This window comes from Schumannella sp. GW821-FHT10F01, assembly GCF_058809295.1.
On sequence record NZ_JBXASM010000001.1, the window covers coordinates 1 to 22,178 of the forward strand.

Consider the following 22,178-nt stretch of genomic DNA (forward strand, 5'->3'; position numbering starts at 1 on the left):
GGGTGCGGGCGTGACCGCCGGCGCTGCCGTAGCCGACGAGCACGGCGCCCCCGCCCTCCTCGGCCTGCGCGGCGGCGGCGGGCGTCAGCGGCGCGGCCGGCGCCGGCGCGGCCGGCGGCTGCTCGGCGCGGCGGTCGTTCGTGTCGAGCGGGGCGACGAAGTCCGACTCGCCGGCGCCAGCGGCCTGCAGCTCGATCGAGCCGCCCGAGCTGTTCACGCGGATGATCGGGGTGCCCACCTCGACGGTGGCGCCCTCCTCGACGAGCAGCTCCTGCACGGTGCCGGCGAACGGCGACGGCAGCTCGACGAGCGACTTCGCCGTCTCGATCTCGACGAGCACCTGGTTGACCGTGACGCTGTCGCCGGGGGCGACCCGCCACGAGACGATCTCGGCCTCGGTCAGGCCCTCGCCGACATCGGGGAGGGGGAACTCGGATGCGACCATGCGCGGTCCTTCCGTCTCAGTAGGCGAGCGACCGGTCCACGGCCTCGAGCACGCGGTCGGCGTCGGGGAGGTAGACGGTCTCGAGCTTGGCGGGCGGGAACGGGGTGTCGAAGCCGGACACGCGCAGCACGGGCGCCTCGAGCGAGTAGAACGCGCGCTCGGCGACGGTCGCGGCGATCTCGGAGCCGACGCTGACCTCGCCCGGCGCCTCCTGGGCCACGATGAGGCGGCCGGTGCGCTGCACGGACTCGAGGATCGGCGCGTAGTCGATGGGCGACAGCGAGCGGAGGTCGATGACCTCGAGGCTGGTGCCCTCCTCGGCCGCGATCTCGGCCGCCTGGAGCAGCACGGCCACCATGGCGCCGTGGCCGACGAGCGTCGCATCGGATCCGGTGCGGACGACGCGGCTGCTGTGGAACGGCGTGCCGGAGCGCTCGGTGTCGACCTCGCCCTTCTGCCAGTAGCGGCTCTTGGGCTCGAAGAACATGACCGGGTCGTTCGAGGCGATCGCCTCCTGGATCATCCAGTAGCCGTCGTGCGCGGTCGCCGGCGCCACGACGCGGAGGCCGGCCGTGTGCGCGAAGTACGCCTCCGGGCTCTCCTGGTGATGCTCGACGGCGCCGATGTGGCCGCCGTAGGGCACCCGGATGACGACCGGGAACGACTGCGAGCCGCCGTGGCGGTAGGTCATCTTCGCGAGCTGCGAGGTGATCTGGTCGAAGCCGGGGTAGATGAACCCGTCGAACTGGATCTCGCAGACCGGCCGGTAGCCGCGCATGGCGAGCCCGATCGCGGAGCCGACGATGCCGGACTCGGCGAGCGGGGTGTCGAGCACCCGCCGCTCGCCGAAGTCGCGCTGCAGGTTCTCGGTGACGCGGAACACGCCGCCGAGCGTGCCGATGTCCTCGCCCATGAGCAGGACCTTCTCGTCCGCCTCGAGGGCGGCGCGCAGGCCCGCGTTGATGGCCTTCGCCATCGTCAGCGTCTCGGTCATGCGTCCTCCCCGAACGACGCCTCGTACGACTCGAGCCAGGCGCGCTGGGCGTCGACGCCCGGGTGCTGGTCGGTGTAGACGTGGTCGAAGATCTTCGATGTGGGCGGATCGACGAGCTCCTGCGTGCGGCGGCGGACATCCGCGGCCAGGTCCTCGGCCTCCTGCGCGACCTCGGCGAAGAACGCGTCGCCCTCGCCGCGCGAGCGGAGGTAGGTCTCGAACCGGGTGATCGGGTCGCGGGCGCCCCAGTAGGCGAGCTCCTCGTTCTGCCGGTACTTCGTCGGGTCGTCGCTCGAGGTGTGCGCGCCCATGCGGTAGGTCAGCGCCTCGATGAAGCGCGGACCCTGGCCGGCGCGGGCCTCGTCGAGGAACGTGCGGCTCACGGCATAGCTCGCGAGCACGTCGTTGCCGTCGATCTGCACGCTCGGGATGCCGAAGCCGGCGGCGCGGAGGTGCAGCGGCGTGCGCGACTGGCGCTCGACCGGCACGGAGATGGCCCAGTGGTTGTTCTGCAGGAAGAACAGCTGCGGCGTCTGGTAGCTGGCGGCGAAGACGAGCGCCTCGCTGACGTCGCCCTGGCTCGTCGCGCCGTCGCCGAAGTAGACGACGACCGCCTCGTCGCGCTCCGGGTCGCCGGTGCCGCTCGCGCCGTCGAGGCCGATGCCCATCGCGTAGCCCGTGGAGTGCAGCGACTGCGAGCCGATCACCAGCGTGTAGAGGTGGTAGTTGCCGTGCTCCGCCGGCACCCAGCCGCCGTGGTCGAGGCCGCGGAGCATCTCGATGAGGCGCATGAGGTCGACGCCGCGGATGCGCGCCACGACGTGCTCGCGGTACGCGGGGAAGATGTGGTCCTGGGCGCGAGCGGCGTACCCCGATCCGACCTGCGCGGCCTCCTGGCCGGTGCTGGGGATCCAGAGCGCGAGCTGCCCCTGCCGCTGCAGGTTGCCGGCCTCGAGGTCGAAGCGGCGGATGGCGACCATCTGGCGATGGAAGTCGCGGAGCTGGTCGTCGGGGATCGCCTCGACCAGGGGGAGGAAGCGCTCGGAGGCGGCGTCGCGGACGATCGCGCCCTCGGGGGAGAGCAGCTGGAGCGGGCCGCCCGTGCTCGTCTCGGCGAGATCGGTCGCACTGGGCATGCGGTCAACCCTAGCCGCGCCGATCAGGCCCCCGGTGAGAGGGTCTCCACAACCTCCCGCGTCGCGGTGAGGAGGGGATCGACAGACTCCTCCTCGCCGACCGTGACGCGGATGCCCTCCGGCGCGAACACCCGGGCGACGATGCCGTGCCGCTCGAGCACCTCGGCGGCGGCGGTCGTCGCGTCGCCGGTCGGCAGCCAGACGAAGTTGCCCTGTGCCGCCGGGATCGTCCAGCCCTGCTCGCGCAGGCCCGTCACGATCCGGTCGCGCCGCTCGCGGATGACCGCCACGGACTCGAGGATCTCGGCCTCGTGCTCGAGGCCGGCGATCGCGGCCCGCTGTGCCGGCTCGGTGACCGACAGCGCGATCTGCGCGCTCCGGGCCGCGTCGAGCACGTACGCCGGCCCGACCGCGTAGCCGATCCGCAGCCCGGCGAGCCCGTACGCCTTCGAGAAGGTGCGGAGCACGACGAGGTTCGGGTAGCGCTCGAGCAGCGGGATGCCCTCGACCGCGGCCGGGTCGTCGACGAACTCCCGGTACGCCTCGTCGAGCAGCACGAGCAGCGTGTCGGGGACGCGGTCCATGAATGCGGCGAACTCCGCGCCCGTGACGATCGGGCCCGTCGGGTTGTTCGGGGTGCAGACGATCAGCACCCGCGTGCGGTCGGTGATCGCCGCGAGCATGCCGTCGAGATCGTGCCCGGCGTCGGCGCGGTTCGGCACCCGGACGCTCGTCGCCCCCGACACCGTGACGATGCCAGGGTAGGCCTCGAACGACCGCCAGGCGTAGACGACCTCGTCGCCCGGGCCCGCGGCCGCCTGCACGAGCTGATGCAGCAGCGCGACGGATCCGGCGCCCGCATGCACCTCGTCGACCGTCACGCCGTGGCGCTCGGCGAGCCGCTCGCGGAGGGCCGCGGCCGAGCCGTCGGGGTACCGGTTCAGCGTCGCCGACGACACGGCCTCGAGCACCGCCGGATGCGGCGGCAGCGGCGACTCGTTCGATGAGAGCTTGAACGCGTCCGCGGCGGCCGGCTTGCCCTGCCGGTACGCGGGCAGGGAGGCGATCTCGGGGCGGAGCACGACGGCCATGCGCCCAGACTACGAGGCGCGGCGGCCCGCGTCCGCGACGGACGGACGGACGCCGATGCGCCGGGATCCCTGCCGGTGCCGGGGCGCGTCCTGCCATGATGGGCGCATGACCCGGTTCCTCGTGCGACTCGTCGTCAACGCCCTCGCGCTCTGGCTCACCACGGCGATCCTCGCGCCTCACGTCGCGGTGGTCGCCTTCGCTCCGGCCGGGACGCTCGAGACGGTGCTCACCTACCTGCTGGTCGCGCTCGTGTTCGGCGTCGTGAACGGCATCGTCGGCAACCTCATCCGCGTGGTCGCGTTCCCGCTCTACATCCTGACGCTGGGCCTCATCTCCTTCATCGTGAACGGGCTGCTCCTGCTGCTCGTCGCCTGGTTCACCGGGCTGTTCGGCTTCGGCCTCGTGATCGAATCGTTCTGGTGGGGCGTGCTGGGGGCCTTCGTGCTCGGCGTGATCGCGTTCATCCTCGGCCTGATCCTGCGGCCGCTCACCCGCCGCTCCGCCGCCGCTCGGTCCTAGCGCCCGCCGCCGCGGCCTCATCGCCTCCGCTCCGCGTGGTAGGTCATCACGGTGAGCTGCGCCCCCGGCCGTGATGCGGACTCCGAGGTGAACGCGTCCATCGACGCAATCTGCCCGCGCACCGCATCGGAGTGCGCCCGGTCGATCGCGTGGGCCGTCGCCACGTAGGTGTCCTTCTGATGCCCGGGCACGACCTCGTGGGTCGGCGGCGAGGCGAGGTGGAACGCCGATCGCTCCACCTGCAGCCGGTCGGTCGGGGGCTGCGCGCCGCCGAGCGCCGGGATGAAGTCCTCGGTGTGCCGGACGTCCATGCCCGGCACGTCGTCGGCGATGCCGAGCGTCGCCGTCGGCGCACCGAAGGTCTCCAGCCCGGCACAGGTCCAGTCGTCCGACGCCGCGAGCATTCCGGCGACGAGGCCGCCCTGCGAGAAGCCGACGAACTGCACCTCGTCGGCCGAGGTGATGCCGGCGTCGCGCATCGCCTCCTCCGTCGCCCGGAACGAGGCCGCCGGCAGCCCGGCCACCCCCGCGATGTTGCTCTGCAGGTCCCAGGGCTCGTCGGTCTGCGCGGGGCTGAAGGTGCCGGTCGGCGCCACGTACACCACGTAGCGCGGGGGAGCGCCCGGCGCGGTGTACCGCTCGATCCGCACCTGGTCGTCGCCGTCCGGCACGCGGGCCAGGCGCTGGGCCACGCCCTGCGCCGGCGCGGCGAGCCGCGCGCTGGACGTGCGCGTCACCGTCAGCTCGGAGTCCCGCAGCAGCCCGAACGGCGATGCGAGGGTCATGAGCGCGAGTCCACTGCCCTCGACCCCGGTGATCCCGAACCGGTCGTCGGCGATCAGCGCCGCGATCGCGGGCGGCAGGAGCCCGCCGAGCGCGACGTTGTCGAGGTCCATCGCGACGCCGCGGACGCCCTCCACGAACAGCGGGTTCGCGAGCAGCTCGGGATGCTCGCGCACGAACCGCTCGACGGCCGCCGCCTTCTGCTCCTCCGTGCCGGGCAGCGCGTGCCACGCCGCGACCGCGCTCGCGATCGTGGCCCACGTGACCGGCGACAGCAGCACGAGCGGCGCGGCCAGGCGCAGCACCGAGCCGAACAGCGTCGCGATGACCCCGCGGGCGCCGCGGAACGCGTCGAGCGAGAGCTGCTCGGCGCGCGAGTAGACCTCGGCGGCCGTGATGATGCCGGCCCGATGGCTGCGCGCGCGTTCGAGCACGGCGGCGATGGCGAGCTCGACCCGCTCCACCGGCGGGAGCGCGGCGGCGACCGGACCGGGCAGTGCGGCACCGGCGCCGATCGCGCGCTGATCCGCGGCGAGCACGCGGGACTGCGACGCGGCCTGCTCGAGCGCGTCGATCAGCACGGCGAGCCGCTCGAGGTAGGCGCGCATCGCGTCCGTCGACACGTAGGCGGCGCCGGATCCCGAGACCAGCAGCGGACCGCCGATGTCGATGCGGGCGCGGTCGCTGCGCGCGGCGAGCCTCGGCGACGGGTCGCCGTCGTCGACGGGCACGTCCCCGTGGGCGGCGATGGACGATGCGGCGGGCGGTGCGCCGGGTGGCGCCGGATCGACGAGCCCGGCGAGCACCGACGCATCCGGCTGGCTCGACCCGCTCATCCCCGGGCCGCGGACGCCGCGGTCGCGACCGCCTCCTCGGCCCGGTTCGCGGCTGAGATCACCGCCGAGAGCAGCGCGAGCAGCCGGTCGGCGGCCGCGCTCTCCGCCGTCGCCGCCGGACCTCGCCACTCGGCCGGGTCGATGCGCGGGGCGCCCCCGCGCTGGGCGGAGAGCAGGTCGGCGAGCGCGACGGCCCGGATCCGCTGCCGCTCGAGCACCTCGGTGAGCTCCGCCATCGTCGTCTCCGCTCCGGGCGCCGCACGCGCCCTCGGTCCGAGACTCCTCCGCGGAGCGGGCGCCCGGAGCGACCGGAAGCGGATCGGTGAACTGCCTCCGCGGAGATCCGGCTGTGGAGGAGGGGAGCGCGTCCGGCCATGATGGAGGTCATGGCGGACGCGGGCGGCGAGCACAGCCCGTTCCGCGTCGTGTTCGTCTGCACTGGCAACATCTGCCGCTCGCCGATGGCCGAGGCGGTGTTCCGCCGGCTCGTGGCGGAGCACGCGTACGAGGACCGCCTGCACGTCTGGTCGGCCGGCACCGGCGACTGGCACGTGGGGGAGCGCGCCGATCCGCGCACCCGCACCGCGCTCGCCGCCCGCGGCTACGACGCCGAGACGCACCGCGCACGCCAGTTCGACCGCAGCGCCTTCGACCAGGTGGACCTCGTCGTCGCGTTCGATCGCGGCCAGGAGCGCATCCTCCGCCACTGGGCGGCGACCGACCAGGATCGCGCGAAGGTAGCATTGCTGCTGTCGTTCGATCCGGAGCACGGGACTCAGCTCGACGTGCCGGATCCGTACTACTCCGACGCCGCGCTCTTCGACAGCGTGCTCACCATGATCGAGCGCTCGAGCATCGCGCTCTTCCGCCAGATCGAACCCGGAATCCGTCAGGGAGCCCCATGAGCCCGCTTCCCCCTCAGCCCGTGAGCCCCCTCGACGGGCGCTATCGCGCCGCCGTCGGCTCGATCGGCGAGCACCTGTCCGAGGCGGGGCTCAACCGCGCGCGCGTCCATGTGGAGGTGGAGTGGCTGATCGCCCTCACCGACCGCGGGATGTTCGGCTCGCGCGCGCTCGACGCCGAGCAGCAGCGCGCCCTCCGCGCCTTCGCCGCCGAGTTCGGGCAGCCGGAGATCGACCGCCTCGCGCAGCTCGAGGCCACCACGCGGCACGACGTGAAGGCGGTCGAGTACCTCGTGCGCGAGCGCCTGCACGACCTCGGCCTCGACGACATCGCCGAGCTCACCCACTTCGCCTGCACGAGCGAGGACATCAACAACCTCAGCTACGCCCTCACGGTGCGCAGCGCCATCGCCGAGGTCTGGCTGCCGCGGTTCCGCGACGTCATCGCGCGCCTCCGCGAGTGGGCCGAGGCCGAGCGCGCGACGCCGATGCTGTCGCACACCCACGGCCAGCCGGCGACCCCGACCACGGTCGGCAAGGAGTTCGCCGTCGTCGTGCACCGCCTCCAGCGCCAGCTGCGGCGGATCGAGTCCGCCGAGTTCCTCGGCAAGTTCAGCGGCGCGACCGGCACGTTCTCGGCGCACGTCGCCGCGGATGCCGAGGCCGACTGGCCCGCGATCTCGCGCGACTTCGTCACCGGGCTCGGGCTCACCTGGAACCCTCTGACCACCCAGATCGAGTCGCACGACTGGCAGGCGGAGCTGTTCTCGTCCATCTCGCACGCGAACCGCATCCTGCACAACCTCGCCACCGACGTGTGGACCTACATCTCGATGGGCTACTTCTCGCAGGTGCCCGTCGCCGGCGCGACCGGCTCGTCGACGATGCCGCACAAGGTGAACCCGATCCGCTTCGAGAACGCGGAGGCGAACCTCGAGCTGAGCTGCGCCCTGCTCGACTCGCTCGCCGCCACCCTGGTGACGAGCCGCCTCCAGCGCGACCTCACCGACTCGACCACGCAGCGCAACATCGGCGTCGCCCTCGCGCACTCCCTGCTCGCGCTCGACAACCTGCACGGCGGACTCGGCAGCATCGCCGTCGCCCCGTCCGTGCTCGCCGCGGACCTCGAGGGCAATCGCGAGGTGCTCGCGGAGGCCATCCAGACCGTCATCCGCGCCGAGGTCGTGGCCGGCCGCAGCTCGATCTCCGACCCGTACGCGCTGCTCAAGGAGCTCACCCGCGGGCACCGGATCACGCAGGACGAGCTCGTCGAGTTCGTCGACGGGCTGGACATCGGCGAGGACGCGAAGGCGCGGCTCGCGGCGCTGACACCGGCCGGCTACACCGGCCTCGCCGAGGCGCTGGTCGACCACCTGGACGACTGAGCGGACACCGGACCGCCTCATCTGCGGCCGCGAGGGAGATCTTCCCTCGCGGCCGCCGTCGTGTCGGCGTCGTGCTCGGCACCGATGCTCGGTGACTTCGCCGTGCCCCCCTTTCGGGGGGAGCACTGACCGTGCTAGCTTCCGAGAACCGTCACCGTAAACGTTTCCGGATACGGCGGGGACCGGCGACGGGGCAACGGAAGGGAAACCACCGCATGTCTCGAACCACCCGCACAGCGCTAGGAACGCTGTGCCTGACCGTGGGCGCCGTCGTCGCGGCCTGCCTCACGCCGGCGCTCGCGAGTGCCGCTCCCGCGGCGGCGGATGCCGCCCGGGCCTCCGCTCCGACGGCCGTCACCGCGACCGAGCGGACCGGCGCCGCCGCCCAGGCATCCGGCGCCTCCGACCAGGCCGCCGCCGCCGGCGGCCGCGTCGTCGGCTACTTCACCGACTGGGGCGTCTACCAGCGCGACTACCAGCCGAAGAAGATCGTCACCTCGGGCTCGCTCGACGCGCTCGACACCATCGTCTACGCCTTCGGCAACGTCACGAACGGGCAGTGCGCGATCGGGGACAGCTACGCCGACACCGACAAGGCGTACACGGCCGACCAGTCCGTCTCGGGCGTCGCGGACACCTGGGACCAGCCGCTCCGCGGCGCGTTCAACCAGATGAAGCAGCTCAAGGAGGCCAAGCCCGGCCTGCAGATCGTCTGGTCGTTCGGCGGCTGGAGCTGGTCGGGCGGGTTCCCGCAGGCCGCCGCCGACCCGGCCGCCTTCGCCGCGTCCTGCAAGGCGCTCGTCGACGACCCGAAGTGGGCCGGCCTGTTCGACGGCATCGACATCGACTGGGAGTACCCGAACGGATGCGGCCTGAGCTGCGACACGACGAGCGGACGCGAGGGCTACACGAACCTGCTCTCGTCGCTGCGCAGCGCGTTCGGCCCGGACCGGCTCATCACCTCGGCGATCACCGCCGACGGCACCGACGGCGGCAAGATCGACGCCGCCGACTACGCCGGCGCGGCCCAGTACGTCGACTGGTTCATGCCGATGACGTACGACTACTACGGGACGTTCGCCGCGCAGGGTCCGACCGCGCCGCACTCGCCGCTGACCGGCTTCGACGCCGCGCCGAACCCCGGCTTCGACAGCCAGACCGCCATCGAGAAGCTGACGAGCCTCGGCATCCCGTCGTCGAAGCTGCTGCTCGGCATCGGGTTCTACGGCCGCGGCTGGAGCGGCGTCACCCAGGACGCCCCCGGCGGCACGGCGACCGGGCCCGCGCCCGGCACCTACGAGCAGGGCATCGAGGACTACAAGGTGCTGAAGACCGCCTGCCCGGCCACCGGCACCGTCGGCGGCACCGCGTACGCGCACTGCGGCGACCAGTGGTGGAGCTACGACACCCCGGAGACCATCGCCGGGAAGACGTCGTACGCGAAGAGCGCGGGCCTCGGCGGCGCCTTCGTCTGGGAGCTCAGCGGCGACACCGCCGACGGCGAGCTCATCTCCGCCATCGCGGACGGGCTCGACTGAGCCCCCGGGCGGGAGCGGCGGATCAGCCGCTCCCGCCCCGCCACGCGGCGCTCACCAGCGCGCCGGCATCCGATCACCGACCCACCCGAGCAGCACGACCACCCGAACAGCACCCGATCGAAATCCCACCCTCGAAGGAGAGAAGAAGGAAATGACCGATCTGTCCCGCCGCCTGTTCCTGGGCGGAGCGCTCGCCACGGCCGTGGCCGCACCGTTCGCCGCCGAGACCGCATTCGGACGCATCCCGTCCGCCCGCGCCACCGCCGGCCTGCCGGTGAACCTCGTCAACCGCACCGGATCGTGGGCCGACTCCGATGTCTGGATCACCATCGTCGGCACCCACCCCACCCAGGGCGACGGCCACATCGACGGCGGCGGCGGCTTCCATCCGCTGAGCCTCGGCGACAACTCGAACCCCGACGGCACCGCGAGCTGGGGGTTCCGGCTCACCGACTCGCGCAGCGTCCCGCTGCCCGACTTCTCGGGGCGCATCTGCATCTCACTCGGGTCGCAGCTGCCGTTCAAGGTGGTCGAGACGGTCAACGGCCTCGGACGCCAGGATCCGATCGGATGGATCCCGGGCCAGCCAGGCTGGGACGTCACCTACGACTTCATCGAGTTCACCAACAACGGCAGCGGCATGCACATCAACTCGACCATGGTCGACATGTTCAGCGTGCCGCTGACGGTGACGCTCGACGGGTCGCAGCACCAGGTCGCCGGCGCGCTGAAGGGCGGCGGACGTGCCGCGATCTTCGACGCCGTGCGGAACGCCGACGGCTACGGCTCGCTCGTGGTCGACGACCGCCGGGTGATCGCGCCGAGCCACGGCATCGACTCCGGGCTCTTCGACGCCGGGTACCTCGACGGCTACATCGGCGACGTCTGGAGCAAGTACGCCGGCACCGACCTGAACGTGTCAGCGGGCGCGGCGTCGTACCGCCTCCGGGTCGAGGGCGGTCAGTTCAACGCGTACTCGGGTGGGGGAGTGGTGACGAGCTTCGCGCGTCCGAGCACCCGCGACGTGCTGTTCTGCGACGGCAACCTCAGCGCGCCGAACGACGGCGTGCGCGGGCCCATCGCGGCGATCCTCGGTGCGGGCTTCAACCGCACGACGCTGCTCGATCACGCCGACCAGCCGGTGGGCGACCCCGGCCTGTTCTACCAGGGCGCCCGCACGAACGCGTACGCGAAGGCGCTGCACGCGAACACGGTCGACGGCCGCGCCTACGGCTTCGCGTTCGACGACGTGGGCGGCTTCGCCTCCTACGTGGAGGACGGCGCCCCGACGGCGGTCGAGATCTCGGTCGACGCCTTCTAGCCCGGCCCTCCACCACATCGTCGATTCGTGCGATCGGGGCGGTATAGCCCGCCGTATCCGCCCCGATCGCACGAATCGGGAGGCGCATCCTCGCTACGGCGCTACGGCGCTACGGCGCTACGGCGCCGCGGCGCCGTGGGCCGGCGCTACGGCGCCGCGGCGCCGTGGGCCGGCGGACTACTCGTGCCCGGAGGGGCGGTCCTCGTCGCGGCGGTGGCGCTCCGGGTCGGAGGTGAGGATGAGGGTCGCGAACATGACGATGCAGACGATGAAGGCGACGCCGGCCCAGATGCCGGCGGTGTCGAGCCGGCGCACCGAGAAGAACACGACGACGCCGATCACGATCGCGATGAGCGCGGCGGGCCCGAGGAACTCCCACGGGCGGAGGCGGTCGCGCCGCTGCGGCGTCATCGTGGGTCCCCGGTCGGGCCGGCGGCGTCGTCCGGGCGGACCGGCAGCGCCGTGGCGCGGGACCGGGCCGGACGGAGGCCGACGGCCGAGATCGCCCAGAGCACGCCGGTGATCACGGCCCATCCCCCGAAGAGGCCGGTGACGACGATCGCGGCGGTGAGCACGCCGGGGTGCCCCTCCGCCCCGGGGAACGGCTGCTCGAACCCGGGCGGCACGACGAGCGCGCCGATCGCGAGCAGCAGCGAGGCGCCGCCCGCCACGATGAGGTCGCGGGCGATCGGGCTGACGCCGCGCGAGCGGAGGCCGGCGACGAGGTCGAGCGCGCCCGACACGGCCGCGACGATCCCGACGACGGCCACGAGCGCGAACGCACCCGTGCCGCTGAGGGCCACGGCGAGCAGGCCGCCGACGCCGACGATGAGGACGCGCACGAGCAGCAGCCGACGTGTGCCGGCGTCCACGAGCCCGGCGCGGGCGAGGAGCGCGAGCGCCGCGAGAGCGTCGAGGATGCCCCAGCCGCCGACGAGCAGGAGCCCGAACTCCGGGGTGTGCGCGCCGGTGAACGTGCTGACGAGCCCCACGAGCAGGGCGGGCACGGCGCGGCCGACCGCGAGGAGCGCGAGCCGCGGCGGGTACGCGGGAGCCGCTGCGCGCGCCGCGTTCCCCGCGGCGCCGGGCGATGCGGTCATCCCGCCCCTTCTTCCGGCCGTCGAGCCTCGGTTCGCCGAGTCTCGGACTACCGAGTCAGTCTAGGCGCGGCGGAGGTGGGCGTCCGCCGCGAGCGGGACCGCCCCCTCCCGCACCGCGCGGACGGCGAGCGGGAGCCCAGGGGCTGCCGGGCTGACCTACTCGACCGCCATGTCGGCGAAGCGCGAGAACGCGCCCTGGAACGCGACCGTCACGGTGTCGGTCGGGCCGTTGCGGTGCTTGGCCACGATGAGGTCGGCCTCGCCGGGGCGGGACGACTCCTTCTCGTAGGCCGACTCGCGGTGCAGCAGGATCACCATGTCGGCGTCCTGCTCGAGCGAGCCGGACTCGCGGAGGTCGGAGAGCGCGGGCTTCTTGTCGGAGCGCTGCTCCGGGCCACGGTTGAGCTGCGAGAGCGCGATGACCGGCACCTGCAGCTCCTTCGCGAGCAGCTTCAGCGCACGCGAGAACTCGCTGACCTCCTGCTGGCGCGACTCGACGCGCTTGCCGCTCGTCATGAGCTGCAGGTAGTCGATGACGACGAGGCGGAGGCCGGCCTTCTGCTTGAGGCGGCGGCACTTCGCGCGGATCTCGACCAGGGTCATGTTCGGGCTGTCGTCGATGTAGAGCGGGGCGTCGGCGATGCGGCCGCGTACCTGGGCGAGCGTCGTCCAGTCCTCGTTGCGCATCATGCCCTTGCGCATGTTCTGCAGGAAGATGTTCGACTCGGCCGACAGCAGGCGCATCGCGATCTCGCTGCGCCCCATCTCGAGCGAGAAGAAGACGGCCGGCATGTCGTGCTTGATGGCGGCCGCCCGCGCGAAGTCGAGGGCGAGCGTCGACTTGCCGAGCGCGGGTCGCGCGGCGATGAGGATGAGCTGGCCGGGGTGCAGGCCGTTGGTGAGCTGGTCGAGCTGCGCGAAGCCGGTGGGCACGCCGGTCAGCGATCCGTCGCGACCGGAGGCCGCGTCGATCTCCTCGGAGGCGGCGTCGAGCGCGACGACGAGCGGCACGTAGTCCTCGGCCTGCTCGTCGCCGGCGACGGCGTAGATCTCGGCCTGGGCGTTGTTGACGAGGTCGACGACCTCGCCCTCACTCGCGTAGCCCATCTGCACGATGCGGGTGCCCGCCTCGACGAGCCGGCGCAGCACGGCCTTCTCGGAGACGATCGACGCGTAGTAGCCGGCGTTCGCCGCGGTCGGCACCACGCCGGTGAGGGTGTGGAGGTAGTCGACGCCGCCCGCACGGCTCAGCTCGCCGTTCTTCGTGAGCTCGTCGGTGACGGTGATGACGTCCGTCGGCTCGCCGCGGGAGTAGAGCGACATGATCGCGTCGAAGACGATCTCGTGCTTCGGCACGTAGAAGTCCGCGCCGCGCACGGTCTCGAGCACGTCGGCGACGGCGTCCTTGCTCAGCAGCATGCCGCCGAGGGTGCTCTGCTCCGCGAGCAGGTCGTGCGGCGGCGTGCGGCCGCCCCAGTCGCTGCGCGACTCCCCGCCGCGGGACTCCCGCGCGTCGTCGGCGAGTCCGATCTGGGCGATGGACATGGCTGACCTCCTGGGCACGACGATGACGCCGACCACCGACATCAGCCGGGTCGGGACGAGGGCGGAGCGGGCGTTCCCCCTGCCCGTCTCCGAGACGCTGGTTCAGGGTAGGTACGGCGATCGGACGTGTCCAACCGAGCCTGTGGATAACGATGTGGAGAGTTGTGGCGAAACGCCGGGCGCCGTGTTGAAAGCCTGTGGAGCGATCTGTGGAGAGCTCCGTCGCCCGAGCCGCATTCCGGCTTCTGATCAGGACTTTTCACATCCACACCCTGTGTGGGCGAAGATCCCTGCACTGCGGGTTGAGGGTTGCAGACGACGAGTGTCGAGCTGTGGAGGAATCGCTTGACAATGCGCGAGGAGAGGGTCTATCGGCGGCCCCGACGATGTCCCTCCGGACGTCAGGGCCAGCACTGACGACAGCGCCCGCATACGCTTCCGGTCGCCCCGGAGACGACGGACGGCGGGCCCCCGGAGGGACCCGCCGTCGCGGTGCCGCATGCGCGGCGATGCCTTACTTGGCGGCGATCACCTGGAGGGTGATGCCGGCCACGACCTCGTCGTGCAGACGGGCGGTGGCCTCGTGCTGGCCGACCGACTTGATCGGGGCGGACAGCTCGACGGCGCGCTTGTCGATCGAGCCGAGACCGGCGGCCTCGACCGCGTCGACGACGTCGGCCGTGGTGACCGAGCCGAACAGACGACCCTCGCGGCCGGCCTTCACCGACAGCTTGACGGGCGCCTCCTCGAGACGGGCCTTCAGCGCCTGGGCGTCCTCGAGCGAGTGCAGCGCACGAGCCGTGCGGGCCGCCTTGATCGAGTCGACCTGCTTCTGGCCGCCGCGGGTCCACGGGATCGCGAAGCCCTGCGGCACGAGGTAGTTGCGGGCGTAGCCGTTCTTGACGTCGACGACGTCGCCGGCGGAGCCGAGGCCGGAGACCTCGGAGGTCAGGATGAGCTTCGACATGTCTGCTCCCCCTTAGCGGCCCGAGCCCGCGTACGGGAGGAGCGCCATCTCGCGCGCGTTCTTGACGGCGCGGGCGATGAGGCGCTGCTCCTGCACGGAGACACCGGTGATTCGGCGGGCGCGGATCTTTCCGCGCTCGGAGATGAACTTGCGGAGCGTCGCGACGTCCTTGTAGTCGATGACGCCCACCTTGATGGACTTCGCGGGCGCGGCGTTCTTGCCGCCCTTGGGCCCGCGCTTGCGGCGATCGCCGCCGCTTGCCTTACCAGCCATTGCTGCTTCCTTGGAATTCGTTCGTCCCGGCCGTCAGGCTCAGAACGGGGTCTCGTCGTTGTAGGAGCCGGGCGTGTTCCACACGTCGGCGTCGCTCGAGCCGGAGCCGGCGTTGGAGCCGCCGCCCTGCGAGGGCGAGCCCCAGGGCTCGTCGGCCACCGCGGACTGCTGACGGCCACCGCCGCCGCCGTTGCCACCGCCGCCACCCGGCGCGCGGGTCACCTGCGCGGTCGCGTAGCGGAGGCTGGGGCCGATCTCGTCGACGTCCAGCTCGATGGAGACGCGGTTGTTGCCGTCGCGGTCCTGGTAGGAGCGCTGCTTGAGGCGGCCCGACGCGATGACGCGGGACCCCTTCGTCAGCGAACCCGCCACGTGCTCGGCGAACTCGCGCCAGCACGACGCGCGGAGGAACAGCGCTTCGCCGTCCTTCCACTCGTTGGTCTGACGGTCCAGCGTGCGCGGGGTCGACGCGATCGTGAAGTTCGCGACGGCCTGTCCGCTCTGCGTGTACCGCAGCTCCGGGTCGGCGGTCAGGTTGCCGACGACCGTGATGATCGTCTCGCCGGCCATGACTACTCCGAGGCCTTCGCGGCGGGCTTGCGAGCGGCCGGACGCGGCGCGCGGGCCGGCTTCGACTCCTCGGCGGCGGGCGCCTCGTCGGTCGCACCGGCAGCCGCGGCGGGCTTGCGGGCGGCCTTCTTGGCCTCCTCGGCCTGGTGCGCGGCGAGGCGCACGATGGCCTCCTCCGCACGCAGCACCTTGGTGCGCATGACGGCCTCCGACAGCTTCAGCTGGCGGTCGAGCTCGTTGGTCGAGGCCGACTCGGCAGTGAAGTTGACGACGGCGTAGATGCCCTCGGACTTCTTGTTGATCTCGTAGGCGAGACGGCGACGGCCCCAGATGTCGACACTGTCGATCGTTCCGCCGTCGTTGCGGATCACGTTGAGGAACCGGTCGAGACTCGGAGCGACAGTGCGCTCGTCGATCTCGGGGTCCAGGATCACCATCAACTCGTACTGATGCGTCATTCACCCACCTCCCTTGGTCTGGAACGGCTGCAGACGGTCTGCAGCAGGAGGGTTCAGCATCTGCCCTGCCGATCGCGATGCGAGCGGCAGCCGACCGCGAGGCGGGCGACGACGGTCGTGGGACCGTCCGGGCAACCTGTCTATGGTAGCGGATCCCCGACCCTGTCGAAGGGCGGGGCCTCGATCCGCGCTGGCGCGCTGCTCAGCCGTCGGAGCGGGAGCGGTCCGCCCACCAGTCGCGGAGGCGCCGCTCGGCCTCCTCGGCGCCGAGCGCGCCCTCGTCGAGTCGCGCCTCGAGGAGGAAGCGGTACGCCTCGCCCACCTCGCGCCCTGGGCCGATGCCGAGGATGCCCATGATCTGCTCGCCGTCGAGATCGGGCCGGATCGCGTCCAGCTCCTCCTGCTCCGCGAGCGTCGCGATCCGCGCCTCGAGGTCGTCGTAGGCGAACTCGAGCCGCTCGGCACGGCGGCGGTTGCGGGTGGTGACGTCGGCGCGGACGAGGATGTGCAGCCGCTCGACCAGGTCGCCGGCGTCGCGCACATAGCGGCGCACGGCCGAGTCGGTCCACGCCGAGTCGGTGTAGCCGAAGAAGCGGAGGTGCAGGCGCACCAGCTCGGCCACCGGCTTAATCACGTCGGAGGGGAAGCGCAGCGCGCGCAGTCGCTGGGTCGCGAGCTTCGCGCCGACCACGTCGTGGTGGTGGAAGCTCACCGCGCCGCCGGGCTCGATGCGGCGGGTGGCCGGCTTGCCGACGTCGTGCAGCAGGGCGGCGAGCCGCAGCACCAGGTCCGGCTCGTGCCCGCGCGAGCGCTCGAGATCGATCGCCTGCCGCACCACGGTCAGCGTGTGCTCGTACACGTCCTTATGGTGCGCGTGCTCGTCGATCTCGAGCCGCAGCGCCGGCAGCTCCGGCAGCACCTCCGCCGCCAGGCCGGTGTCGACGAGCAGCCGGAGGCCGCGCACCGGATCCGGCGCGAGCATCGTCTTCGTCAGCTCGACGCCGATCCGCTCGGCCGAGACGATGCGCAGCCGCTCGGCCATCGCCTCCATCGCGACGACCGCGGCGGGGTCGACGTCGAAGCCGAGCTGCGCCGAGAAGCGCGCGGCGCGGAGCATCCGGAGGGGGTCGTCGCCGAACGAGACCTCGGGCGCCCCCGGCGTGCGCAGGCGCGAGGCGAGCAGGTCGTCGACGCCGCCCCACGGATCGACGAGCCGCGGCTCGCCGCCGCCCGGCACCAGCGAGAGCGCCATCGCGTTGACGGCGAAGTCGCGGCGCACGAGGTCGTCGTCGAGCCGGTCGCCGAAGCGCACCTCCGGCTTGCGGCTCTCCGAGTCGTAGGCGTCGGAGCGGTAGGTCGTGATCTCGACGGTGTCGGCGCCGATGCGCGCGCCGATCGTGCCGAAGTCGCGGCCGATGTCCCACTGCGCGTCCGAGACCGGCGTCACAAGCTCGAGGATGCGGTCGGGACGCGCGTCGGTGGTGAGGTCGAGGTCGTGCACGGGCCGGCCGAGGAACGCGTCGCGCACCGGGCCGCCGACGAGCGCGAGCTCGTGCCCGGCGGCGGCGAAGCGGTCGGCGAGCACGCGGATCGCGGGGTGCGCCGCGACGGCGCGCAGCCGCCCGAGGGCACCGGCCATGTCGAGATCGGCGGGCATGGCACCAGCCTAGGGAGCCGGTGCGGGGGCGGTCGCGCCTCCGGGGCGGTCAGGCACCAGACCGTAGACTCTGCGCCATGGCGTCGAGGCGGGATACCGGTGCGCCCGCGCGGCGGATCCCGCTCCGGGTGCTGACCGGAGCGGCCGTGCTCGCGCTGGCCGCAGCACCGCTCGCGGCCGGTGCTCCCGCGGAGGCCGCCGTGGGCTCGGACGGCCGGATCGCCATCGCCGTGGTGATGCCGATCACCACCTCGATCCCGGACCCGATCCTCTCGGCCGACGACCTCACGACGCTGACCTCGCCGCAGGGGCGCCTCACCCGCGACCTCGACGCGGCGGCCGGACAGCAGGTCGCGCTCGCGATCGATCCGCGCATCATCGCGTCCATCCGCGTCCTCGGATCCGCCGCCCCGGCCTCCGCCGAGCAGTGGCTCGCCCGCCTCGCGGACGTCTCGAACGAGACCTTCTCCCTCTCCTATGCCGACGCCGACGTGGTCGGACCCGGACAGGCCGGGGCGACGGAGGCGCTCGCGCCGCTCGGCTTCGACGACCTCATCGACGAGTCGCGGTTCACGGCCGCGACGTCGACCGCGAGCCCGGAGCCGACGCTCCAGCCCGGCGAGCGGCCGCCGCTGCCGACCACGCTCGACGACGTCATCGGCTGGGACTGGTCGATCACGGGCCTCGCCTGGCCGGCCGCGTCCACCACGACCGCCGCGGACCTGCCCCGCCTCGGCGCGCAGGGCTACCGCAGCGTCCTGCTCGACGAGGGCGACGTCGCCGGCGGCGCCACCGCGCACGTCGACTTCGCCGCGTCGCCCGGCATCACCGGGCTCGTCGCCGACACCGACCTCACCGAGGCCGTCGAGGGATCCGCCGCCTCCCTCACCGACGAGGCCTTCCAGAACTCGCTCGTCTCACTCCAGGCCTCGCTCGACTCGGCCGCCGCGGACGAGATCTCGGCGCACCGGATCGTCACCCTGAGCCGCAACGGCATCACCGGCGTCGACCGACTGCCGCAGGTGCTCGGCGCGATCGCCGCGTCGCCGAACGCACGGCTGGAGTCCCTCGGCTCCATCACCGCGTCCCCGACGACCACCACGACCGTGGCCGATCATCCGGAGTCCGCCGATCGGATCTCCGCGATCGCCGACACCCTGCGCCTCTCCGCTCTCGACGCCGAGTACGCCGCGGTCGCGCAGGAGCCGACCGACGTCACCTCGCCCCGGCGCCGCGAGCTGCTCTCGCTGCTGTCGGTGCACTGGATCGGCCGCTCGGACTGGTCCGATCAGGTGGATGCGTACGCCGACGACTCGCGGACGCTGCGGAACGGCGTGCAGCTCGTGAAGTCGAGCGATGCGACGGCCCTCGGCGCCAACGCCCCGCTGCCCGTCACGGTGCGGAACACGCTCGCCGTGCCGATCCGCGTCTACGTCATCGCCCGGCCGCTGCAGCTCGGCCTCACCATCCCGGCGGACAAGCGCCGCGTCGAGGTGGTCGTGCAGCCGGACTCGTCGCAGCGTGTGTTCATCCCGTCGGAGTCGGTGTCGAACGGCAACGTGCGGGTCGAGTTCTCGCTGCAGGCGTCGTCGGGCCTCGCCGTCGGCAGCCCGCGCGTCTCGGTGATCAACGTGCAGGCCGGCTGGGAGAACATCGGCACGCTCATCGCCGTCGTGCTCGTGCTCGGCGTGTTCGGCTTCGGCATCACGCGCCGCATCCTGCGCGGGCGCCGCACGCGGCGCGAGGCTGCGGCCGGCTCGGTGGACGCGGATGCGGCAGGCGCGGATGCGCGGGCCGACAAGGCCGACAGGGCCGACGAGACGACCGCGCCGTGACCGATCCGGAGCCGACGCCCGCCGACCAGCCGGCCGCAACGCCGCCGCCCGCCGCACCTCGCGGCGCCTCGATCGGCCGCGCCGGCGCCGTGCTCGCGGCCGGCACCCTGGTCTCCCGGGTGCTCGGCTTCATCAACGCCGCGGTGCTGAGCTGGGCGATCGGCGTCAGCAACCCGGCGGCGAGCGCCTTCACGGTCGCGAACACGCTGCCGACGAACCTGTTCCTGCTCATCTCGGGCGGCCTGCTCAGCGCGGTGCTCGTGCCGCAGATCGTGCGGGCGGCGAAGCACGAGGACGGCGGATCGCGCTTCGTCAGCCGCCTGCTGACCCTCGCCGGGGTCGTCTTCGTCGCGGTGACGGCCGCCGCGACGCTCGCCGCACCGGCCCTCGTGACCCTGTACGCGAACTCGGGACGCACGGGCCAGCTCGGTCCGGACGGCTTCGACCTCGCAATCGCCTTCGCGTACTGGTGCCTGCCGCAGATCCTCTTCTACGCGCTCTACAGCCTGCTCGGCGAGGTGCTCAACGCGCGGGGCGTCTTCGGCCCCGTCACGTGGGTGCCCGCGATCAACAACGTCGTCGTCATCATCGGCGCGATCGTCTTCGTGCAGCTCTACGGCGGCGATCCCGCCCACCGCGACGTCAGCACCTGGGGGCCGGGGGAGATCGCCCTCATCGGCGGCACGGCGACGCTCGGCATCGTGCTGCAGACGCTCGGCCTCGTCGCCTTCTGGCGCCGCACCGGCCTGCGCTACCGGCCCGACTTCCACTGGCGCGGCGTCGGGCTCGGCGGCGCCGGACGCGCGGCGGCCTGGACGTTCGGGATGCTCGTGGTCAGCCAGATCGGCGGCGTGGTGCAGACCCAGGTCTCGCTGGTCGCGCATCCGGGCGACCCGTCGGCCCGCTCGATCCTGCTCGCCTGGCAGCTGTTCATCCTGCCCCACTCGATCGTCACGATGTCGCTCGCGACGCCCTACTTCACCCGGATGGCGGGGCACGCCCGCGACGGCCGGATCGCCGACCTCCGCAGCGACCTCTCGGAGGCGCTCCGCACGGTCACGCTGATCATCGCCGGCGCCGCGGCCGCCGTCGCGTGCGCGGCGATCCCGTTCGCGAACGTGGTCGCCTCGAGTCCGGAGGAGGCGAGGGGCGTGGCCGGCGTCCTGCTCGCCTACCTGCTCGCGCTCGTGCCGTTCAGCATGCTGTTCCTCGCGCAGCGCACGTTCTTCGCGCTCGCCGACACCCGCACCCCGTTCTTCATCCAGCTCGCGCAGACCGGCGTCTTCATCGTCGGCGCCGTGATCTCGGCCGCGCTCGCCAGCCCGCTCATCGCGATCGGGATCGCGCTGGCGACGTCGCTGAGCGAGATCGTGCAGCTCGCCATCTCGTTCGCCGTGCTGCGCCGGCGGCTCGGCGGGCTCGTCGGACGGCGTCTCGTGCGCCGCGTCGGCACCTTCCTCGCGGCGACCGCGCCGGCTGCCGGCGCCGGCATCCTCGCGCTCTGGGCGCTCGGCGGACTGGGCGGATCGGACGGCTTCGCGCTCTCGGGCAAGCCGGCGTCAGTGCTCAGCGTGATCGTGGTCGGGGCGGCGGCCATGGTGGTCTACCTCGGCGTGCTGACCGCGCTGCGCGTGCCGGAGCTGCGCGCCGCAACCCGGGTGCTGACGCGGTTCCTGCCGGGACGCTGACCCGGTCGCCGGGCTCGCAGGGGCCGGGAACACCCGCGACCTATCATGTGTTCTACCCGTCGCAGCCCCAGGAGGGCCGCAGAAGGAGGAGCGTCGGATGCGTCAGCTGATCATCATCGGCTCGGGACCCGCCGGCTACACGGCCGCCATCTATGCGGCCCGCGCGAACCTGAACCCTCTCGTCATCGCGAGCTCGGTCGAGTTCGGCGGCGAGCTGATGAAGACCACCGAGGTGGAGAACTTCCCGGGCTTCCCTGACGGCATCATGGGCCCCGATCTCATGATGAAGATGCAAGCCCAGGCCGAACGCTTCGGTGCTGAGATCGTCTACGACGACGTCACCGACCTGCAGCTCGCGGGCGACGTCAAGACCGTCACCCTCGGCAGCGGCGTCACGCACGAGGCCCTCGCCGTGATCTACGCGACCGGCTCGGCCTACCGCAAGCTCGGACTGGACGACGAGACCCGCCTGTCGGGCTACGGCGTCTCGTGGTGCGCCACCTGCGACGGCGCGTTCTTCAAGCAGAAGCACGTCGCGGTCGTCGGCGGCGGCGACTCCGCGCTCGAGGAGGCCACCTTCCTCACGCGCTTCGCCGACAAGGTCTCGCTCGTGCACCGTCGCGACAGCCTCCGCGCCTCCGCCGCCATGCAGGAGCGCGCGTTCGCCGACCCGAAGATCGACTTCGTCTGGAACGCCGAGGTCGCGCACATCTACGGCGACGAGAAGGTCGCGGGCATCGGCCTCGTCGACACCGTCGACGGCACCGAGACGACGCTCGACCTCTCCGGCCTGTTCGTCGCGATCGGCGCCGACCCGCGCACGCACCTCGTGCACGGCCAGCTCGACCTCACGCCCGAGGGCACTATCGCCGTCGACGGACGCAGCTCGCGCACCAGCGTGAGCGGCGTGTTCGCGGCCGGCGATGTGATCGACCCCACGTACAAGCAGGCCGCCACGGCGGCGGGCTCCGGCGTGGTCGCCGCCCTCGACGCCGAGCACTTCCTGGCGGCGCTGCCGAAGGAGCTGCTCGCCCAGGCGACCGGCAGCGATCAGCCGGTCGACGAGATCGCGCCCGAGACCGCCTCGGCGACCGCCGGCTGAGCGCGGCCCGACATCCCCGTCATCCCCACCAG

21 protein-coding genes and 1 pseudogene are annotated in these 22,178 nt (G+C 72.5%); 8 read left to right on the forward strand and 14 right to left on the reverse strand.

All coding sequences use genetic code 11. The annotated features are described in order from the left end of the window. The 4 genes from AC1RSJ_RS00005 to AC1RSJ_RS00020 all read right to left on the reverse strand — a co-directional run. On the reverse strand, positions 1 to 445 hold a 445-nt coding region (locus AC1RSJ_RS00005), incomplete at its 3' end, for a biotin/lipoyl-containing protein (protein WP_493116205.1). A 16-nt stretch (positions 446 to 461) separates the two neighbouring features. After that, a complete protein-coding gene (locus tag AC1RSJ_RS00010) occupies positions 462 to 1,439 on the reverse strand; it encodes an alpha-ketoacid dehydrogenase subunit beta (protein ID WP_493116207.1) in 978 nt (325 codons plus the stop codon). Further along, positions 1,436 to 2,575 carry a thiamine pyrophosphate-dependent enzyme gene (locus AC1RSJ_RS00015; RefSeq protein WP_493116210.1) on the reverse strand — a complete coding sequence of 380 codons (1,140 nt, stop codon included), beginning with the start codon at positions 2,573 to 2,575 and terminating at the stop codon, positions 1,436 to 1,438. The genes AC1RSJ_RS00010 and AC1RSJ_RS00015 overlap by 4 nt, the downstream gene beginning before the upstream one ends. A 23-nt stretch (positions 2,576 to 2,598) precedes the next feature. Next, positions 2,599 to 3,666: a histidinol-phosphate transaminase gene (locus tag AC1RSJ_RS00020; protein ID WP_493116212.1), complete on the reverse strand. Its 1,068-nt coding sequence runs from the start codon at positions 3,664 to 3,666 to the stop codon at positions 2,599 to 2,601. A 106-nt stretch (positions 3,667 to 3,772) separates the two neighbouring features. On the opposite strand from AC1RSJ_RS00020, the gene AC1RSJ_RS00025 reads away from it, so the two are divergent. Beyond that, on the forward strand, positions 3,773 to 4,186 hold the full coding sequence (locus tag AC1RSJ_RS00025) for a phage holin family protein (protein WP_493116213.1): 414 nt from the start codon (positions 3,773 to 3,775) through the stop codon (positions 4,184 to 4,186). A gap of 17 nt (positions 4,187 to 4,203) precedes the next feature. Here AC1RSJ_RS00025 and AC1RSJ_RS00030 read toward each other — a convergent pair whose 3' ends face one another. Then, entirely contained in the window at positions 4,204 to 5,805 is a 1,602-nt protein-coding gene (locus AC1RSJ_RS00030; protein WP_493116215.1) for a hypothetical protein, read from the reverse strand. Then, positions 5,802 to 6,041 carry a hypothetical protein gene (locus AC1RSJ_RS00035; RefSeq protein WP_493116217.1) on the reverse strand — a complete coding sequence of 80 codons (240 nt, stop codon included), beginning with the start codon at positions 6,039 to 6,041 and terminating at the stop codon, positions 5,802 to 5,804. Before AC1RSJ_RS00035 ends, AC1RSJ_RS00030 begins: the two co-directional genes overlap by 4 nt. A 150-nt stretch (positions 6,042 to 6,191) precedes the next feature. On the opposite strand from AC1RSJ_RS00035, the gene AC1RSJ_RS00040 reads away from it, so the two are divergent. The 4 genes from AC1RSJ_RS00040 to AC1RSJ_RS00055 all read left to right on the forward strand — a co-directional run bounded on the left by AC1RSJ_RS00040 (position 6,192) and on the right by AC1RSJ_RS00055 (position 10,951). Next, a complete protein-coding gene (locus tag AC1RSJ_RS00040) occupies positions 6,192 to 6,710 on the forward strand; it encodes a low molecular weight protein-tyrosine-phosphatase (RefSeq protein ID WP_493116219.1) in 519 nt (172 codons plus the stop codon). After that, a complete protein-coding gene (gene purB / locus AC1RSJ_RS00045) occupies positions 6,707 to 8,092 on the forward strand; it encodes an adenylosuccinate lyase (protein WP_493116221.1) in 1,386 nt (461 codons plus the stop codon). Before AC1RSJ_RS00040 ends, purB begins: the two co-directional genes overlap by 4 nt. Positions 8,093 to 8,352: 260 nt before the next feature. Beyond that, positions 8,353 to 9,630 carry a glycoside hydrolase family 18 protein gene (locus AC1RSJ_RS00050; RefSeq protein WP_493116223.1) on the forward strand — a complete coding sequence of 426 codons (1,278 nt, stop codon included), beginning with the start codon at positions 8,353 to 8,355 and terminating at the stop codon, positions 9,628 to 9,630. A 151-nt stretch (positions 9,631 to 9,781) separates the two neighbouring features. Then, entirely contained in the window at positions 9,782 to 10,951 is a 1,170-nt protein-coding gene (locus AC1RSJ_RS00055) for a beta-1,3-glucanase family protein (protein ID WP_493116225.1), read from the forward strand. 177 nt (positions 10,952 to 11,128) lie between these two features. Here AC1RSJ_RS00055 and AC1RSJ_RS00060 read toward each other — a convergent pair whose 3' ends face one another. From AC1RSJ_RS00060 to AC1RSJ_RS00095, 8 genes and pseudogenes are all read right to left on the reverse strand, one after another. Continuing rightward, positions 11,129 to 11,362: a hypothetical protein gene (locus tag AC1RSJ_RS00060; RefSeq protein ID WP_493116227.1), complete on the reverse strand. Its 234-nt coding sequence runs from the start codon at positions 11,360 to 11,362 to the stop codon at positions 11,129 to 11,131. After that, entirely contained in the window at positions 11,359 to 12,051 is a 693-nt protein-coding gene (locus tag AC1RSJ_RS00065) for a hypothetical protein (protein ID WP_493116229.1), read from the reverse strand. Before AC1RSJ_RS00065 ends, AC1RSJ_RS00060 begins: the two co-directional genes overlap by 4 nt. Positions 12,052 to 12,207: 156 nt before the next feature. Next, positions 12,208 to 13,596 carry a replicative DNA helicase gene (dnaB, locus tag AC1RSJ_RS00070; RefSeq protein WP_493116231.1) on the reverse strand — a complete coding sequence of 463 codons (1,389 nt, stop codon included), beginning with the start codon at positions 13,594 to 13,596 and terminating at the stop codon, positions 12,208 to 12,210. A gap of 514 nt (positions 13,597 to 14,110) precedes the next feature. Beyond that, positions 14,111 to 14,563 carry a 50S ribosomal protein L9 gene (gene rplI, locus AC1RSJ_RS00075; RefSeq protein ID WP_493116233.1) on the reverse strand — a complete coding sequence of 151 codons (453 nt, stop codon included), beginning with the start codon at positions 14,561 to 14,563 and terminating at the stop codon, positions 14,111 to 14,113. Between the two features lie 12 nt (positions 14,564 to 14,575). After that, the gene (gene rpsR / locus AC1RSJ_RS00080; RefSeq protein WP_493116235.1) at positions 14,576 to 14,836 is read right to left on the reverse strand and encodes a 30S ribosomal protein S18; all 261 of its coding nucleotides are present in this window, start codon (positions 14,834 to 14,836) and stop codon (positions 14,576 to 14,578) included. Between the two features lie 39 nt (positions 14,837 to 14,875). Then, complete coding sequence (locus AC1RSJ_RS00085; protein WP_493116237.1) at positions 14,876 to 15,406, reverse strand: single-stranded DNA-binding protein; 531 nt, start codon at positions 15,404 to 15,406, stop codon at positions 14,876 to 14,878. A 92-nt stretch (positions 15,407 to 15,498) separates the two neighbouring features. Next, positions 15,499 to 15,864: pseudogene (gene rpsF, locus AC1RSJ_RS00090) on the reverse strand (30S ribosomal protein S6); the annotation flags it as partial. 202 nt (positions 15,865 to 16,066) lie between these two features. Continuing rightward, positions 16,067 to 17,521: a CCA tRNA nucleotidyltransferase gene (locus AC1RSJ_RS00095; protein ID WP_493116239.1), complete on the reverse strand. Its 1,455-nt coding sequence runs from the start codon at positions 17,519 to 17,521 to the stop codon at positions 16,067 to 16,069. A gap of 77 nt (positions 17,522 to 17,598) precedes the next feature. On the opposite strand from AC1RSJ_RS00095, the gene AC1RSJ_RS00100 reads away from it, so the two are divergent. From AC1RSJ_RS00100 to trxB, 3 genes are all read left to right on the forward strand, one after another. After that, positions 17,599 to 19,356: a DUF6049 family protein gene (locus tag AC1RSJ_RS00100; RefSeq protein WP_493116241.1), complete on the forward strand. Its 1,758-nt coding sequence runs from the start codon at positions 17,599 to 17,601 to the stop codon at positions 19,354 to 19,356. Beyond that, entirely contained in the window at positions 19,353 to 21,044 is a 1,692-nt protein-coding gene (gene murJ / locus AC1RSJ_RS00105; RefSeq protein WP_493116243.1) for a murein biosynthesis integral membrane protein MurJ, read from the forward strand. Before AC1RSJ_RS00100 ends, murJ begins: the two co-directional genes overlap by 4 nt. A 97-nt stretch (positions 21,045 to 21,141) precedes the next feature. Then, the gene (trxB, locus tag AC1RSJ_RS00110) at positions 21,142 to 22,146 is read left to right on the forward strand and encodes a thioredoxin-disulfide reductase (protein ID WP_493116245.1); all 1,005 of its coding nucleotides are present in this window, start codon (positions 21,142 to 21,144) and stop codon (positions 22,144 to 22,146) included. Positions 22,147 to 22,178: the final 32 nt, after the last annotated feature.

Bases quoted from the DNA above. Each gene is read 5' to 3' on its own strand.
- trxB (WP_493116245.1), top strand. From the start codon at position 21,142: ATGCGTCAGCTGATCATCATCGGCTCGGGACCCGCCGGCTACACGGCC.
- rplI (WP_493116233.1), bottom strand. From the start codon at position 14,563: ATGTCGAAGCTCATCCTGACCTCCGAGGTCTCCGGCCTCGGCTCCGCC.
- AC1RSJ_RS00035 (WP_493116217.1), bottom strand. From the start codon at position 6,041: ATGGCGGAGCTCACCGAGGTGCTCGAGCGGCAGCGGATCCGGGCCGTC.
- AC1RSJ_RS00065 (WP_493116229.1), bottom strand. From the start codon at position 12,051: ATGACCGCATCGCCCGGCGCCGCGGGGAACGCGGCGCGCGCAGCGGCT.
- AC1RSJ_RS00010 (WP_493116207.1), bottom strand. From the start codon at position 1,439: ATGACCGAGACGCTGACGATGGCGAAGGCCATCAACGCGGGCCTGCGC.
- AC1RSJ_RS00020 (WP_493116212.1), bottom strand. From the start codon at position 3,666: ATGGCCGTCGTGCTCCGCCCCGAGATCGCCTCCCTGCCCGCGTACCGG.
- AC1RSJ_RS00025 (WP_493116213.1), top strand. From the start codon at position 3,773: ATGACCCGGTTCCTCGTGCGACTCGTCGTCAACGCCCTCGCGCTCTGG.
- AC1RSJ_RS00030 (WP_493116215.1), bottom strand. From the start codon at position 5,805: ATGAGCGGGTCGAGCCAGCCGGATGCGTCGGTGCTCGCCGGGCTCGTC.
- purB (WP_493116221.1), top strand. From the start codon at position 6,707: ATGAGCCCGCTTCCCCCTCAGCCCGTGAGCCCCCTCGACGGGCGCTAT.
- dnaB (WP_493116231.1), bottom strand. From the start codon at position 13,596: ATGTCCATCGCCCAGATCGGACTCGCCGACGACGCGCGGGAGTCCCGC.
- AC1RSJ_RS00100 (WP_493116241.1), top strand. From the start codon at position 17,599: ATGGCGTCGAGGCGGGATACCGGTGCGCCCGCGCGGCGGATCCCGCTC.
- AC1RSJ_RS00055 (WP_493116225.1), top strand. From the start codon at position 9,782: ATGACCGATCTGTCCCGCCGCCTGTTCCTGGGCGGAGCGCTCGCCACG.
- AC1RSJ_RS00095 (WP_493116239.1), bottom strand. From the start codon at position 17,521: ATGCCCGCCGATCTCGACATGGCCGGTGCCCTCGGGCGGCTGCGCGCC.
- AC1RSJ_RS00060 (WP_493116227.1), bottom strand. From the start codon at position 11,362: ATGACGCCGCAGCGGCGCGACCGCCTCCGCCCGTGGGAGTTCCTCGGG.
- AC1RSJ_RS00040 (WP_493116219.1), top strand. From the start codon at position 6,192: ATGGCGGACGCGGGCGGCGAGCACAGCCCGTTCCGCGTCGTGTTCGTC.
- rpsR (WP_493116235.1), bottom strand. From the start codon at position 14,836: ATGGCTGGTAAGGCAAGCGGCGGCGATCGCCGCAAGCGCGGGCCCAAG.
- AC1RSJ_RS00085 (WP_493116237.1), bottom strand. From the start codon at position 15,406: ATGGCCGGCGAGACGATCATCACGGTCGTCGGCAACCTGACCGCCGAC.
- AC1RSJ_RS00015 (WP_493116210.1), bottom strand. From the start codon at position 2,575: ATGCCCAGTGCGACCGATCTCGCCGAGACGAGCACGGGCGGCCCGCTC.